Origin of the sequence: Clostridium cylindrosporum DSM 605 (assembly GCF_001047375.1) — a bacterium.
In the GTDB taxonomy this organism is placed as follows: Bacteria; Bacillota; Clostridia; order Clostridiales; family Caloramatoraceae; genus Clostridium_AB; species Clostridium_AB cylindrosporum.
This window is the reverse complement of sequence record NZ_LFVU01000003.1, coordinates 132,816-148,288: the sequence shown is the minus strand read 5'-3', so window position 1 is coordinate 148,288 and position 15,473 is coordinate 132,816. Positions and strand designations below refer to the sequence as shown.

Here is a 15,473-nt window from a genome sequence, read left to right as displayed (position 1 = left end):
GGAGAATTATTTATGAAGGTTAACTTTTATACTTCTAAAAGAGAGTACGATGAAAAGAAAGAAGAATTTAATAAAGCTATAATTTCAGTTGTTGAGAAAGGTATTTCTACGCTAGGACCAGAAGTAGTAAAGCTTGAGGATGAAATAAAAGAGTTTACTGGTGCTAAGTATGCTATTGGAGTAGCATCAGGAACAGATGCACTAGTTCTTGCATCAGATATTCTAGGCTTTAATGAAGGTACAGAGGTTATAACATCTCCATTTACATTTTTCGCATCCGCTTCATGTATAGCTAGAACTGGGGCTAAGCCAGTATTTGTTGATATTGATGAGGAAACTTTTAATATAGATGTAAACAAAATAGAAGAAAATATAACAGATAAGACAAAGGGTATATTACCAGTACATTTATTTTTACAAATGGCTGATATGGATAAGATTATGGACATAGCGAAAAGTCATAATCTAAGGGTTCTAGAAGATGCAGCTGAAGCATTTGGAATGAGATGGAGGGGTAATTCTGATGAATATAGACATGCTGGAACAATTGGAGATTTTGGGATATTCTCATTTTTCCCTACTAAGACCTTAGGGGGATATGGAGATGGAGGAATGATTGTTACTAATGATGAAAAGCTATATGAAATGGCAAAGATTTATAGAGTACATGGTGCTTCTAAAAAATATCACCATGAGTATATAGGATATAATTCAAGACTTGATAGTATACAAGCTGCTGTTCTTTCAGTTAAGATGAAATACATAAACGACTCTATAGAAAAAAGAGAAGAGATTGGATCATGGTATATTGATGGACTAAAAGACATTAAAGAAGTTAGAATACCTAAGATATTAGGAAATCAAAAACATGTGTTCTATGTATTCAATATATTAGCTGAAAAAAGAGATGAATTAGCTGAGTACTTAAAGGAAAAGGAAATAGGATTTAGTATATACTATCCAAAACCACTTCATCTTCAAGAATGCTTTAAATACCTTGGTCATAAGGAAGGTGATTTCCCGGTAGCAGAGAAGATATCTAAGGAAATTTTGGCGCTACCTATGTATCCAGAGTTAACACGTGAAGAAGTAGAATATGTATGTAATGTAATTAAAGAATTCTATGCTAAATAGATTAGAGGGACTGGCAAATTTGCTAGTCCTTTTTGTAATAAACCTTTATTAGTTATTCATAAGATATTATGTATAGCTATATGGAGGTGAATAGATGAGAGGATACAAGAGAGTAAGAAGAAAAAAGGGAGTTATAAACTTAATATTACTTTATGTAGGTATACTCATAGGATTATATTTACTAGCATTAATTATTACAGTTACATTAAATTTTTTGAATCCTACATCTTTAAAAGTAAAGACAATAACACGTCAAGAAGTATTTGATAGAGCAATTAGTATGATAAATTATACATGGGAATATAAGAAGATAGATGCAATAGAAGGTGTTACACCTCCATACTATTTAAATGAGAGTGGTAAGTTTATAGGAATACCATATTGTTATGGTGGTCAATTTTCACTTGATCATTCAAATGTAGAGGGTATAGGGAGTTTCCAAGACGCTTTAAATAAAAACTATTATCCAGGCAATATTAACACAAAAAATGGTTACGTTAAAGGAAGTGCAGGAGTTGATTGTTCAGGTTTCGTAGCCTCAGCTTTCAATATTAAAGAGAGAATATCAACATCAACAATGGATAAGTATTTTGGTAATATATCACTTAAGAAGATAAAACCAATGGATATTATAAACTCGAAGGGAAGACATGTGTACATATATCTTGGAACTACTAAGGACGAAAAGGGTATAATTATACTTGAATCCACAAGCAACGGTTTGAAAAAATATAAGGATAAAACAGTTGTAAATTACAAGACAATGAAGGAATTTAAGAAAGATTTAAACGAAAGAAATTACAGTATAATGAGATATAAAGGAATAAGAGGTAACGACATAAATAATAAGTTTGATAGCTACGAATTTAATAACAATGAAAGAAATGCTAAAATTATTGAGAACAATCAGGAAATTACAGGAAGCATAGATTACTTAGAAGATATAGATTATTACAATATGAACAATATAGATAATAAATTTATAAATGTTTCTAGTTTACAAATATCTCAAAAAATTACTATATATAATAATGAGAAAAGTTTCACTATTGATAAAAAAGGAAAATATGAAATAGATTTAAAGGGGAAAGTATATATAAAAGTAGAATTAAAAGGCAATAATTTAAAGGAAAAGAGCTATTCATTTGAAATATTTAATAAATAATCATTATTATTTATGTTAAGTACTTGAAAAATAATAAGTTTTATAATATCATCTTATAGTACATGTTTATTGATTTTTAATAAAATTTTTATAGATAAGGAGCTAATAAGATGAGCCTTTTTAAACAATGGGAAGAATTAGTAGAGGTTGATAGAACTCAACAAGAATCAGAAAGCTTTTGGAAAGAATATTTAGAAAAAGAAAGAGATGTATACATATACATTCTAAAGAATAAGGACGAAGTAGTTAAGGGGACTGTAAAGGACCTAGCTGAAAAGTTCAATATGGACTCAGTAACTTTTGCAGGATTTGTATCAGGAATTGAAACAAGTCTTAAAAACGAAATAAACCTAGATTCTTTAGAAGAATCTTCAGAAGTAGAATTAAACGTAGACTTCGAAAAGCTATTCTACAATATGCTAGACGCTAAGGCAGATTGGCTATTTACTTTAGAAGAGTGGGAAGAAGTATTATCACTTGAAGCAAGAGAAGCTATAGCTAAGGAGTACAAGCAATCAAAAACAATAGTTAAGGAAGAAAAGATTGGTAGAAATGATCCTTGTAAGTGCGGTAGCGGTAAGAAATATAAAAAATGTTGTGGTAAATAATAAAACAGGTGGATATCCACCTGTTTTTTTTATTTTAATCTTTTTAACACTTCTAATAGGTATTTCCACATTCTTTTCGTAGAAGGAATGCTTAGATGTTCATTAGGACTATGAACGTCAAAGTGGTCAGGACCAAAGGATATTATATCAAGCTCTGGTAGCTTACTTTTTAAAATTCCACATTCAAGTCCAGCATGAATAGCTGTTATAATAGGTTCTTTATTAAACATATCCTTAAACACATCTACGAATACGTTGCGTAGGTAGGAATCCTTAGAAAACTCCCATTCAGGATAATCACCATCTATATCTATTTTTGCATCAAATGAATTAGAAAGAACTATATGTTTGTTTAAAATATCCTGTTTTAAGGATGAAATAGAACTTCTAATAGCACTTTCAAATAGAACTTTACCAGATGATGTTTCAACTATTCCAAGATTAGTTGAACTTTCAGCAAGTCCATCTATAAAGTTACTCATCGACATAACGCCATTTGGTATAAGTGATATTATGTTTACAATTTTATTTGTTGTTTCTTTATCGAAGGATTCTCCTTCTAAAGAATTTTCAATTATTGAGACATTTATATTGTCATCTATGGACTGAAGTTCATTTTTAAAGTCTATATTAAACTGGGTAATTATATCTTTTAATTTATTAATATTCATTTTTTCAACAAAGACATTACAACTACATTCACGAGGAATAGCGTTCATTTTAGATCCACCATTTATATCTTTTATAAAGAAATCTACTCCCTCAACTAATAACTTAGATAATATTCTTCCCATAAGTTTATTTGAGTTGCCTCTTTGCTTTGTTATATCCATTCCTGAATGGCCACCTTTAAGGCCAGAAATGGATATGCTAAATCCTTTATAGTTATCCTTAAGAGATATATTGTTGCTATCAATAGTTATGCAGGTTCTAACACCACCACAGCAGCTTACAAGAAGGCTTCCATCTTCTTCTGAATCTATATTAATTAAATATTTACCACTTAAAAGCGATGGGTCAAGGTTCATAGCTCCTCCCATACCAACCTCTTCCTCTGTTGTTATAAGAACTTCTAAAGGGGGATGAGGAATATCATTTGATTCAAGTATTGCAAGTGCATAGGCAATAGCAACACCATTATCAGCTCCAAGAGTAGTATTTGTTGCATAAATCATATCATCAATTATTCTAGGTTTTATAGGGTCGATTAAAAAGTTATGACTAGTGTCATTATTTTTCTCACAAACCATATCCATATGACCTTGAAGTATAACTCCCTTAGAATTTTCATATCCTTTAGTGGCATTCTTTTTTATGATGACATTAAGGTGTTTATCTTGAAAAAATTCTAAAGAGTGTTTTTTTGCAAAGCTAACAAGATAGTCACTAATAGCTTTCTCGTTTTTTGATCCTCTCGGAATATTTGAAATTTCCTCAAAATATTTAAATACACTTTTTGGTTCTAAGTTTTCTAATATCATTTAGTCACCTCATAATTTAATAATTATGTTTCTATTATATGGTTTTAAAAAGATATTTACAAATTGGTTATAGAATAGATATAATTTATAGCTTGTAAAATGAATATAGCTATATTATAATATGTCTGCACATGAAAATTTCAATTTCGTATAATAACATTTATTCAACATTAATTTATAGTAATCGAATACGCATATCTTAATGGTTTTAATTATAAGGTAAGTTGTGACATTATTAACGCTGTTGACATAATTCTTTAAATATATAATAGATTATTAATAAATCAAGATTATATATAGTTTTATTTAAGTCTTTGGTATAACTTAAGGGAGGAAAGAAGTATGGAAAAGGGGATGTTAACAACACCTGAAATATGTCAGGAAACCATTCAAATCGGTATCAAAAAAGGTGTAAAAACAATGTTCTATCAAACACTAATATTAGCAACTCTAGCAGGTGCATTTATTGCTTTCGGTAGTTTTGTATCTATGGTGGGGTCACACGGTATATCAAACTATGGACTTTCGAAATTCGTAGCAGGTGCATTATTTCCAGTTGGTTTAGTTTTGGTTCTAGTGTGTGGTGCTGAATTGTTTACAGGAAATACACTTTTGATTCAAGCTTATATGGAAAAGGAAATCACATTATTTCAATTTGTAAAAAATTTAGTAACTGTATATGTAGGTAATTTCATTGGTGCATTTATGATTGCTGTTTTAATATATTTAAGTGGACTTTTATTAGGTAATGATGTAAAACTTGGGGCATATGTTATAAAGGTAGCTGCATACAAAGGAAGTCTTACTTTTATGAATGCTTTAGCTAGTGGTATATTGTGTAATTTTCTTGTATGTTTAGCTGTTTGGGGTTCCTATGCAGCTAAGGATGTTGCAGGCAAGATATTAATAGTTTGGGTTACGATTATGACATTTATAACTTCAGGGTTTGAACATAGTGTTGCAAATATGTATTACTTTTCAATCGGAATACTTGCAAAGCTAGACCCTAGAATTTTAGCTTCATCTCATCTTCCAGTGGATAAGATAAATAGCGTTAATATTTGGAATGCTATAGGTAATATTATACCAGTAACAATAGGAAATATCATAGGCGGTATGTTACTTGTAGGTCTTGCTTATTGGTTTGTTTTTGTAAGAATACCTAAAAATCAGGATGGTATAAAAAAATCTAAAGAAGATGTTTGTGAAAGTGAAAATGATAAGATAAGAGCATAGAATAATGAGTTGGAAGAATTTTCTTTCAACTTTTTATATTTTTAGACAAATAACTTAAATATTGATATAATGAATATGTAAAAAATTATATAAAAAATCAAGTTAGCAAGGAGTGGTATCAAGTGGATTTAAAGTCAAAGGAAAAAATCAGAAAATACTATATTGATTCTTGGACTGAAGCAGAGGATAGCGTAGTTGTTGAAACTGCTCTAAGAATATATATAAATAATAGTCATTATATATCACTTATGTGTACTCCAGATAAAATGGAAGAATTAGCTCTAGGCTTCTTATACTGTGAAGGTGTTATAAAGGATTATAGTGAAATTAAAAATATAAAGTTAGAAGATAACATACTAAACATTGAAATGGATAAGAAGGTTCATACTTACAAATTTAAGGATAGAGCAATGTCCTCAGGATGCTGTAAAGGAAGTATGCATATTAGCGTTATTAATCAAAATTCTCTTGAAAGGCTAGAATGCGATAAGGTATTCAATGCAGATAGTATTATTGGTTTAATGCATAACTTTAATAAGCATTCAGATCTTTTCCAAGAAACAGGTGGTGTTCATAGCTGCGGACTTTCAGATGGGAATGAAGTTATTTTATTTGCAGAGGATATTGGTAGACATAATGCCTTTGATAAGGTTATAGGTATGGCACTGAAAAATAATATCAAAATGGATGACAAGATTGTTCTAACTTCAGGTAGATTATCTTCAGACATCATAATTAAAGCAGCAAGTGCTAAGATACCTCTAGTTGTTTCTCATTCAGCAGCTACGAAGCTAGCACTTAATCTTGCTAAATCACTTAACATTGCTGCAGTTGGATTTGTAAGAGGAGAAAGATTTAACGTTTATACTTGTTTTGACAGAATAAAATAGAGGTGATAAGCTTGGAATTAAAGCTTGGAAATAGATTTAGGGAATTCATTAATGAAATTGAGAATTTTCTAAGGGATAGAAAGAACCTTATGGTTTATGAGGACTATATAGATGAAAATCTTAATAGTGCCTATAGATTCTTTTACTCAAATCCTAGGGACTTTTTAGAATTTATCAGTATAGATTTATATTTAAATCAAGAAAAAGAGGTTCCTTTAGGTAAAATAAGTACTATTACTTCTAAAAATGAAGTTAATAATGAAAATTTATATCCAATTTATGGTGAAGTTTTAACTGAGGAGTTTTTTGTTCGTGGTATAGAAAAAACCAAAATCAGTTTGATTTTAAATAGAAAAGGGTATGAAAATATTGAAGATGCAATAAAATACTTTGAAAAAAATATTATTTAATTAGCGTGAATTTTATAAAGCAAAAGCTACTGACTATAGTCAGTAGCTTTTATTTTTGGTTTTGCTGAAGAAAGTGATAAATAATAAAGATATATTTTTTAGTTACAATTCTTAAATTTATATTAAAAAGGTATAGACGACATGAAAATAGCATGTTAGAATGATATCAAGTCAAAGAATTTTGTAAATATTCAGCTAATTGTATATTTTAGGATCATTCTTGTATATACTCGATTATATGGTTCGAGTGTTTCTACTAGGTTACCGTAAAAAAAGCCTAACTACAGGAATAGCATAATAAAAGTGCTATTCTTGTAGTTAGGCTTTTTTATATTAGTACTTAAGGGGGAAAGGAAAATGGATAAGGGAATATTAACAACTCCTGAAATATGTGAGGAAACTATTAAAATTGGTATCAAAAAAGGTGTAAAAACAATGTTTTATCAAACATTAATACTTGCAATACTTGCTGGTGCCTTTATAGCATTTGGATGCTTTGTCTCTATTGTAGGATCACATGGGATTTCAAATTATGGACTTTCGAAGTTTGTAGCTGGTACACTATTTCCAGTTGGACTTGTTTTGGTTCTTATATGTGGAGCCGAATTATTTACAGGAAACACTCTCTTAATACAGGCGTACATGGAAAAAGAAGTTACACTATTCCAGTTTATAAAGAACTTAGTTACTGTTTATGTAGGCAATTTTATAGGTGCATTTATGAGTGCAGTTTTAATCTACTTAAGTGGACTTTTGTTAAGTAACGACTTGAAACTTGGGGCATATGTTTTAAAGGTAGCTTCTTATAAGGGAAGCCTATCCTTTTTAAATGCTTTAGTAAGCGGGATATTATGTAATTTTCTTGTGTGCTTAGCTGTTTGGGGCTCATATGCAGCTAAGGATGTAGCAGGCAAGATATTAATAGTTTGGGTTACGATTATGACATTTATAATATCAGGATTCGAGCATAGTGTTGCAAATATGTATTATTTTTCAATTGCAATACTTGCAAAGATTGATTCTAGAATTATAGTAGCATCTCATCTTTCAGCTGATAAATTAGAAAGCGTTAGTGTTTTTAATGCTATCGGAAATATAATACCTGTAACTATCGGAAATATTATCGGAGGTATGTTACTTGTAGGGCTAGCATATTGGTTTGTTTATGTAAAAATGCCTAGAGATAAAGATAATTCCACAAAGGAGAAGTACTAATAAAAATAAAGTTTATTTTCAATATATATTTAATATTAAGAAGAAGCTACTAAAGAAAATCAGTAGCTTCTTCTTAATTTGATGGTGAAAATACAATACCTACAGAACCAGGTCCTGTATGAACAACAAGTGATGGTGTTATTTGGGTAATACATATTTCACCTATATTATTAAATTCTTTTATCTTATCGTAGAGGAATTGAGCATCATCCTCTGCCATTCCTTGAAGTATCGAAACATTTGCTTTTGTAGTTAGTATGAATTTTTTTAGTGGTTCAAGCATTTTATCAAGGGCATTTTTCTTACCTCTAGCCTTTGAATAAGTAAAATACTTTCCTTCCTCATCAATAGATATTATTGGCTTCACATTTAATAAAGTACCAATTGTTGCAGCCACTTTTCCTATTCTACCGCCTTTTTGAAGATATTCAAAGGTATCAACAGTAAAATACACCTTAGTGTTTTTCTTAAAGGAGTCTAGCTTGGATACTATTATGTCAAAGTCTAGTCCAAGTTTAATAAGGCGTGCGGCTTCTAAAGTGACCATACCTAAACCACGGGATAACAATTTCGAGTCTACAATATGAATCTTTATTCCATCAATTTCATTTGCTACTGTATTCATCATACTATATGTACCACTTAAACCAGAGGATATTGAAACTACTAAACAGTGAGTATAGCCTTCAGACTTTATTTTTTTAATTGTAGCTAAAAAGTCTCCAGGGGATGGCATAGAAGTAGTTGGAATTTCTTTTTTAAAGTTAGCGTATACTTCATCAGCAGAAATATCAACTCCATCTTTAAATTCTCCATGGCTATAACTGATTCTTAATGGCAATACATTTATATTATTTTGTTGAATAATCTCTTTTGTTAAGTCGCATGAGCTATCAGTTACAAGAGCAATTTTATCCATATCATTAACCTCCAAATATTATATAGATAGTATCATTATACATCCTTAAATATTCTTTAACAAGTTATAGGGAAATGAATAACTTGTTAAAATAATCTTTATAAGAATATTCTGTATCATTTGTTTTAAAATATAAAATATTGGTAAAAATATTACTAATAAAACAGTATTGGAGTGATATTTACCAAATGTCAAGTATAAATACAATTTCCCTATTTAAGGATTATATGATAGAAAAAAAACTATCCGAAAGTGTAATAGAATATAACTTAAAAGTTGTTAACTTATTATATGATAATATTTTAATTCCACTTAATAAGGAACTTGATAGTATAGATGTTTATGCTTTTGAAGAATTTACAGATAGAATAGACATACTTGATAATAAGTTGCTAGGACGTGAAGGTATTGAGTTAATACTGGATGCAATGCTTATCCTAACGGAATTTTTAAAGTTTAAAAAGCTTATTAAGGGAGGTAAAATTGCATACTATAGAAGAATGTTTACTAATAAGGATTATTACTTAGATAAATATGATAGCATTAAAGGGAAAAAGGATAATGTTAAGGAATTTATAAGAAAAATTACTAAAAACAAATTAAGTTATCTATTTACAAGACTTTTAGATGAGATTAATGTATATACTTTTTCAACTATTTTGGAAGTAGAGAGTATTTTAGATGAAGAGGGAAGTGATGAAGCTTCAACTTTATTGATACATGCGTTAGAAAATATAAAGCTAATAGAAAAGAAGGGTAAAAGATTTATTGCTACAAAAAGGGGGAGGGCCCTTTTAAGATTAGAGCCTGAAGAAAGATATTCAGGAATTTTATATGCTTTTCTCTATGAAGTAAACTGGAATTCAAAGGGATTAAGCTCTAATGAGTTTAATATTAATGAGTTTATATCTGTTGTTTGTAGTATATTCAATAAAGAAGAATGCATATGTGTTGACTATAGTGAAATCTATGATACAGAAGATATAATTTCCTTTGTAAAGGGTAGTACAAGATTACAAAATTTACTTAAAGTTGATTTTAATAAAAAAGTTTTTGAAACTATATTTATAAATTTAGGTATTATAGATAGAGAGACTGCTAATGATAAAGAAATTTACACTATAAACGAATATGGTAAAAATATAATTAAACTTTTGTATAGTGAAAATGAAGTTTATATGAAGAGTAGAGTTGATAAGATAAACTTCCTAATTAAAAATAAGAGTTTTAATGTTTTAGAAAAAGAAATAATAAAGTTTATAAAAATATTTGGTGTTAATACTATAATGCTTGATTATCTTGGTCAAATTTTAATTGTAAAGAAACAATATAAAGAGGCATACAGTATTCTTTCATATGCATATGAAATATCATGTAAAAGAGGAAAGGTGGCAAAAAAAGCACTTTCACATCTTATAATATGTTGTAGAAAGCTTCAATTTTATATTGAAGAGGAGCAGTATCAAAAAAAATATAAGCTTATACAAAGATAAACCAGTAAAACTACTGGTTTATCTATATTTTAAATTATGTTTTCTAAGAAGGGAATATTTCATCTCCCAAATATTTGATGAAAGATCAACATAATATTTATGTGGAAAGTCAAATCTTAAAACTTCATCCCATAAATTAGAGACCTCATTTTGAGAGTATTCTCTTATCTCCTTTACACTAGGAGATGTATATACACATTTACCAGATTCAAAAATTGGGTTAAGTAGCTTTTTGGCATAGTAGTTATCTAGCCTTTTTCTTTTCCACGTATAAATAGGGTCGAAAATTTCTAAAGGCTTACTATCATCAATAATCTCATCATTGAAGGTAATAAGGTCAGCTATTGCCTTATGTGTATATTTATCAAATAGTCTGTAAACTTGTTTAAACCCTGGAGTTGTTATCTTCTCAGGATTTTCACTTATTTTTATTTTAGGGATAATACTTCCATCCTCTTCAACAGCAACTAGTTTATATACACCACCTAAAACCGGTGCTGATTTTGAAGTTATAAGTCTTTCTCCAACACCGAAACTGTCTATTTTAGCTCCTTGGCTAAGGACATCTCTAATTATATATTCATCTAAAGAGTTTGAAACTAATATTTTACAGTCTTCAAAACCAGCTTCATCAAGCATGATTCTTGCCTTCTCAGTAAGATAAGTAATATCTCCACTATCTATTCTAATCCCCTTTGGTCTAATACCAAGAGGAGCAAGTTCCTCTTTAAAGACTTTAATAGCATTTGGAATACCAGACTTTAGTACATTATATGTATCAACTAAAAGAAGACTGTTTTCAGGATAAGCCTTTACCCATGCTCTAAATGCTTCAAGTTCCGTGTCAAAGAGTTGCACCCAGCTATGAGCCATAGTACCTACTGCAGGTACTCCAAATAGTTTTTCGGCTATTGTACAGGCGGTTGAAGTACATCCTCCTATATAGGCAGCTCTTGCCCCAAAAATAGCACCGTCATATCCTTGTGCTCGTCTTGATCCAAACTCCATTACACTACGGCCCTTTGCGGCTCTAACTATTCTATTAGTTTTAGTAGCTATAAGTGTTTGGTGATTTATTGTTAGAAGTAGCATAGTTTCAATAAATTGAGCCTGCATTATTGGCCCTTTTACTACTACTAATGGTTCGTTAGGGAATACTGGAGTTCCCTCATTTACTGACCATACATCGCAGGTAAAATTGAAGTTTTCTAAATATGATATAAATTCCTCATCAAACATATTTTTGGATCTTAAATATTCAATGTCTTGACTTGAAAATTTAAGGTTTTTTAAGTATTCAATTAGTTGTTGAAGTCCTGCAAATACACAAAATCCACCATTATCAGGTACTTTTCTAAAATACAGGTCGAAATAAGCTATTTTATTTCCAACACCACTTTTAAGAAATCCATTTGCCATTGTTAGTTCATAGAAATCTACTAGTAAAGTTAAGTTTCTATCTTCCTTCCAATCTATTATAAAAGACATAGTTATTCTCCTTTAGCTTGTAATTAAAACAAAGTTTCTTTATAAACTATTTTATAGTTTACGCAAATATTATACAAGATATTATGAAAATTAACATAAAACTTTATAGAAGATAAAACACTATGTTAATTTTTGCAATAAAATAGTATAATGTGTATATGTTATAAATTAATTTTATATAATGGAGGTGTGTTAACAATTTGACTGATAATATATTTTACAAAAGCATGCCAAAGAGTCAACTACTTTCCCCCTTAGCAAGAGGAGAGTATGGGTTTATATATGAAAGTTTAAAGGAAGAAAAAACTTTTTCCTATATAGATGAAAATAATAATATTAATTTAGTAGCTAATTGTGGAAATAGGAATATTATGACTATTTTAAAGGCAAAAAAATCAATATATATTGATAAACATGCTCTTGGTGCTTTAATTCAGGTTAAATTCCTTGAATATGGTTTTTCATTTGATTTTGTTTACGACGTTTACAATAACTATGATTATAGTATTGTAAACAGTATTATAAACTCTAGTGAGGGAATAATAATTAATTTTCTTATAAATTATGAATCAGGTTATTCCAAGGCTTTTCATTTGAACTTTGATTTAGATGATAAACTTAAAGAGAGGTTAAATTACATAAAAGATACAACCTTTAATTTACAATATCCTAGAATTGACTTAGAGATTAAAAACGAAAATGAAAAAGTATCAAGGTTCCTAGAATATGAATACAACTTAAAAATTGTTGAGGATGTAATAGAAGCATGTGATAAGTTATGTAAATGGAAAAGCTCCGATAACTTCATTATCTACATGTCATATGATAAAAATATTACTTTATATTTAAGTGAAGAGTGTAAAAACTTTAATTTTATAAAATCTGAACTAAGTAGTAAATATAATTTAATAGATGAAGGAGAAAAAGTTATCAAAGGGGTTCCATTACTTAAGTACGATAGAGGATATTTATACTTTAACTCACACAAAGATTAAAGATGTTACTTTCTTAAAGTATTTTTTACTTAAGAAAGTAACATCTTTTATTTAAGAAACTAATATAGACAGTTCATCTTCTTCTAAATACTCCTTTTCTAAAAGAGCATCTGCTATTTTATCAAGCGTAGCCTTATTTTCCTGTAGTAAGGTTAATACCTCATTATAATATAGCGTAATATTATAATTACTTAAATCAAGGACTTTTTGAGATGCACCTTCTATCATTTCGTAGTTTAGCATTCCCATACTTTCAAACATTCCATAATGTTTAATCATAGATAGTAATATATTTGTAGCATGCTTAATGTCACCTTCTGCACCAGTGGTGATATTATCACTTCCAAATATGATATCCTCAGCAGCCCTTCCAGCTAATGATACTTTAATGTTGTTTATAAGGCTGATTTTTGTATGATAAAGACTATTAGGATGAATATTTAAAGTATATCCTCCAGCACCCTTTGTACTAGGGATAATACTTACCTTTTTTACCTTAACATTTGGGAGAAGTAATCTAGAAACTAATGCATGTCCAGCTTCGTGATAGGCAGTTATTCTTCTGTCATTTTCCTTGATGTAGCTCCTATCTTTCTTTTCAAATCCTGCAAGTACTATTTCATATGCCTTTTCAAAATCAAACTGTTCGATTAATTCCTTGTTGTTTTTAGCAGCGAGAATTGCAGCTTCATTAACTAGATTTTCGAGTTTTGCACCTGAAAAATATACAGTCATCTCAGCGAGTTTTCTTATATCAACATCATTTGATAGTGGCTTATCAGTGCAGTGAAGCCTTAGAATAGATTCTCTAGCATTAATATCTGGAAGTGATACTTCGATATGTCTATCAAATCTTCCAGGTCTAAGTAAAGCTTCATCAAGTGAATCAAGTCTATTAGTTGCAGCAAGTACAATAATATTATCACATGACTTAAACCCCGACATTTCTGTTAGTAGAGCATTTAATGTCTGATCTCTTTCATCATTAGATGAATCAGGGGAGGCTGCTCTTTTTTTTCCGATTGCATCAACTTCATCTATGAATATAACAGCCTTTTCATTTTCACGAGCTTTTTTGAATAAATCTCTAATTCTTGAAGCTCCAACACCAGCGTACATTTGTACAAAGTCAGAACCACTGGTTGAATAAAAGGGTACATTAGCTTCTGAAGCGAGTGCCTTTGCCATTAATGTTTTCCCTGTTCCAGGAGGACCATATAGAATTACACCTTTTGGTTGTCTTGCATTAAACTTCTTATATTTCTCAGGTGTTTTTAGAAAATCTACAAGTTCCCTAAGACTTTCTTTAGTTTCTATATTTCCTGCTACATCATCAAAGTTTATATTTGGAGCTGTTGCTTCTTTAAACAAGGAAGAGGACTTTAGCTTAGATTTAGATTTAATATATCTATAAGCTAAAAGCCCGACGCCTAGTATAAGCAAAACTGATATTATCATATTTGATAAATTGCTAGAAGAATAAGTACCTTCATGAACATTAATATCTTTAATCAAAAGTTCTTCTTTAAAGGTATTTGTATTTGGGTTTGAAGTAGAGTATTTTTTTCCATTTTTTAATGTATATTTAATATTTGATGAAGACTCTATATAAACATCGCTTATTTTACCTGAATTTAGTCTAACTAGAAAATCCTTATAACTTGATTTCATTACCGATGGTATATTATAGGAATATACTCCTATAAATAAGGATATTGTTAGTGCTAAAAAAGTTATAAAAAATAGTTTTTTCTTTATTTTTAACACCTAAGTCACCTCCTTGTTTACATAACTTTATTATAATTGAATAATACGAAATGTAAATAAATAACAGCAAAATATTCCATGTAAATATGTGAAAAAATAACCGATAACTAGGACATAATGCTGAAGAAAATGTATAATTATAATTACAAAAGTAAAGAGGATATATAATTTAGGAGGAAAATCTATGAGAATTTCAGGTATAGATAGAAAACCTACAATAGGAAAATCAAAAAAGAAAGGTAAAACAGAGGGGATAGGAGATTTTTCTAGTTTGCTGGACACAGCCAATAAGGAACAAGCTAAAATAAAAATTGATGAAATGTTAGATGAGATAGATAAGATTGGCAAAAAACTAATTTCAACAAGAAGTGTTGAAGATGCAAGGGAATATAAAGATAAAATTAAGGAATACTTAAATTTAATTGTTAAGAATATTTATGTTTTAAAGAGAGAAACAGGTCCATATAGTTATGGCATACACATACGAATTGAAGTAATTAACGAAAAGCTCGATAAATTAACGAAGGATTTAATTGAAAAGCAACAAGAGAGTATTGAACTTGCTAATAGAATATCTGAAATTAGAGGATTATTGGTAGATGTATATAAGTAGTTTTTATCATAGAAAAAATTTTTTATGGGGTATTGTATTCAATTAAAAAAAGATGTACA

Annotated in this window: 14 protein-coding genes and 1 riboswitch; of the genes, 10 read left to right on the top strand and 4 right to left on the bottom strand. The window is 29.4% G+C overall.

Annotated elements, in window-relative coordinates; genetic code table 11:
- Positions 1 to 12 precede the first annotated feature (12 nt).
- The 3 genes from CLCY_RS02090 to CLCY_RS02080 all read left to right on the top strand — a co-directional run bounded on the left by CLCY_RS02090 (position 13) and on the right by CLCY_RS02080 (position 2,907).
- Positions 13 to 1,134 (top strand): DegT/DnrJ/EryC1/StrS family aminotransferase, encoded by a 1,122-nt coding sequence (locus tag CLCY_RS02090; RefSeq protein ID WP_048569482.1) that lies wholly within the window; start codon positions 13 to 15, stop codon positions 1,132 to 1,134.
- Positions 1,135 to 1,228: 94 nt separating this feature from the next.
- Positions 1,229 to 2,299, top strand: coding sequence for a C40 family peptidase (locus CLCY_RS02085; protein WP_048569481.1), 1,071 nt, complete (start codon positions 1,229 to 1,231; stop codon positions 2,297 to 2,299).
- A 110-nt stretch (positions 2,300 to 2,409) separates the two neighbouring features.
- A complete protein-coding gene (locus tag CLCY_RS02080) occupies positions 2,410 to 2,907 on the top strand; it encodes an SEC-C metal-binding domain-containing protein (protein ID WP_048569480.1) in 498 nt (165 codons plus the stop codon).
- 29 nt (positions 2,908 to 2,936) lie between these two features.
- Here CLCY_RS02080 and CLCY_RS02075 read toward each other — a convergent pair whose 3' ends face one another.
- Entirely contained in the window at positions 2,937 to 4,388 is a 1,452-nt protein-coding gene (locus tag CLCY_RS02075; RefSeq protein WP_048569479.1) for an aminoacyl-histidine dipeptidase, read from the bottom strand.
- A gap of 342 nt (positions 4,389 to 4,730) precedes the next feature.
- Between CLCY_RS02075 and CLCY_RS02070 the strand changes: the two genes are divergently transcribed.
- From CLCY_RS02070 to CLCY_RS02055, 4 genes are all read left to right on the top strand, one after another.
- A complete protein-coding gene (locus CLCY_RS02070) occupies positions 4,731 to 5,624 on the top strand; it encodes a formate/nitrite transporter family protein (RefSeq protein WP_048569478.1) in 894 nt (297 codons plus the stop codon).
- Positions 5,625 to 5,746: 122 nt separating this feature from the next.
- Positions 5,747 to 6,514 carry a formate dehydrogenase accessory sulfurtransferase FdhD gene (gene fdhD, locus CLCY_RS02065; protein WP_048569477.1) on the top strand — a complete coding sequence of 256 codons (768 nt, stop codon included), beginning with the start codon at positions 5,747 to 5,749 and terminating at the stop codon, positions 6,512 to 6,514.
- Positions 6,515 to 6,525: 11 nt separating this feature from the next.
- Positions 6,526 to 6,924, top strand: a complete 399-nt coding sequence (locus tag CLCY_RS02060) for a hypothetical protein (RefSeq protein ID WP_048569476.1) — start codon at positions 6,526 to 6,528, stop codon at positions 6,922 to 6,924.
- A 200-nt stretch (positions 6,925 to 7,124) separates the two neighbouring features.
- A riboswitch (purine riboswitch) is annotated at positions 7,125 to 7,228 on the top strand.
- A gap of 53 nt (positions 7,229 to 7,281) precedes the next feature.
- Positions 7,282 to 8,139 (top strand): formate/nitrite transporter family protein, encoded by an 858-nt coding sequence (locus CLCY_RS02055; protein WP_048569475.1) that lies wholly within the window; start codon positions 7,282 to 7,284, stop codon positions 8,137 to 8,139.
- Positions 8,140 to 8,212: 73 nt separating this feature from the next.
- On the opposite strand, the gene CLCY_RS02050 is transcribed toward CLCY_RS02055, so the two are convergent.
- Positions 8,213 to 9,058, bottom strand: a complete 846-nt coding sequence (locus tag CLCY_RS02050; RefSeq protein WP_048569474.1) for a DegV family protein — start codon at positions 9,056 to 9,058, stop codon at positions 8,213 to 8,215.
- A gap of 188 nt (positions 9,059 to 9,246) precedes the next feature.
- On the opposite strand from CLCY_RS02050, the gene CLCY_RS02045 reads away from it, so the two are divergent.
- Complete coding sequence (locus tag CLCY_RS02045) at positions 9,247 to 10,551, top strand: hypothetical protein (protein ID WP_048569473.1); 1,305 nt, start codon at positions 9,247 to 9,249, stop codon at positions 10,549 to 10,551.
- Between the two features lie 18 nt (positions 10,552 to 10,569).
- Here the strand turns inward: CLCY_RS02045 and CLCY_RS02040 are convergent, their stop codons facing one another.
- A complete protein-coding gene (locus CLCY_RS02040) occupies positions 10,570 to 12,039 on the bottom strand; it encodes a nicotinate phosphoribosyltransferase (protein WP_048569472.1) in 1,470 nt (489 codons plus the stop codon).
- 200 nt (positions 12,040 to 12,239) lie between these two features.
- On the opposite strand from CLCY_RS02040, the gene CLCY_RS02035 reads away from it, so the two are divergent.
- Complete coding sequence (locus CLCY_RS02035; RefSeq protein ID WP_048569471.1) at positions 12,240 to 13,034, top strand: hypothetical protein; 795 nt, start codon at positions 12,240 to 12,242, stop codon at positions 13,032 to 13,034.
- A gap of 51 nt (positions 13,035 to 13,085) precedes the next feature.
- Here CLCY_RS02035 and CLCY_RS02030 read toward each other — a convergent pair whose 3' ends face one another.
- On the bottom strand, positions 13,086 to 14,801 hold the full coding sequence (locus CLCY_RS02030) for an ATP-dependent metallopeptidase FtsH/Yme1/Tma family protein (RefSeq protein ID WP_048569470.1): 1,716 nt from the start codon (positions 14,799 to 14,801) through the stop codon (positions 13,086 to 13,088).
- A 184-nt stretch (positions 14,802 to 14,985) separates the two neighbouring features.
- On the opposite strand from CLCY_RS02030, the gene CLCY_RS02025 reads away from it, so the two are divergent.
- Positions 14,986 to 15,414, top strand: coding sequence for a YaaR family protein (locus CLCY_RS02025; protein WP_048569469.1), 429 nt, complete (start codon positions 14,986 to 14,988; stop codon positions 15,412 to 15,414).
- Positions 15,415 to 15,473: the final 59 nt, after the last annotated feature.

Bases quoted from the DNA above. Each gene is read 5' to 3' on its own strand.
- CLCY_RS02090 (WP_048569482.1), top strand. From the start codon at position 13: ATGAAGGTTAACTTTTATACTTCTAAAAGAGAGTACGATGAAAAGAAA.
- CLCY_RS02085 (WP_048569481.1), top strand. From the start codon at position 1,229: ATGAGAGGATACAAGAGAGTAAGAAGAAAAAAGGGAGTTATAAACTTA.
- CLCY_RS02080 (WP_048569480.1), top strand. From the start codon at position 2,410: ATGAGCCTTTTTAAACAATGGGAAGAATTAGTAGAGGTTGATAGAACT.
- CLCY_RS02075 (WP_048569479.1), bottom strand. From the start codon at position 4,388: ATGATATTAGAAAACTTAGAACCAAAAAGTGTATTTAAATATTTTGAG.
- CLCY_RS02070 (WP_048569478.1), top strand. From the start codon at position 4,731: ATGGAAAAGGGGATGTTAACAACACCTGAAATATGTCAGGAAACCATT.
- CLCY_RS02055 (WP_048569475.1), top strand. From the start codon at position 7,282: ATGGATAAGGGAATATTAACAACTCCTGAAATATGTGAGGAAACTATT.
- CLCY_RS02050 (WP_048569474.1), bottom strand. From the start codon at position 9,058: ATGGATAAAATTGCTCTTGTAACTGATAGCTCATGCGACTTAACAAAA.
- CLCY_RS02045 (WP_048569473.1), top strand. From the start codon at position 9,247: ATGTCAAGTATAAATACAATTTCCCTATTTAAGGATTATATGATAGAA.
- CLCY_RS02040 (WP_048569472.1), bottom strand. From the start codon at position 12,039: ATGTCTTTTATAATAGATTGGAAGGAAGATAGAAACTTAACTTTACTA.
- CLCY_RS02025 (WP_048569469.1), top strand. From the start codon at position 14,986: ATGAGAATTTCAGGTATAGATAGAAAACCTACAATAGGAAAATCAAAA.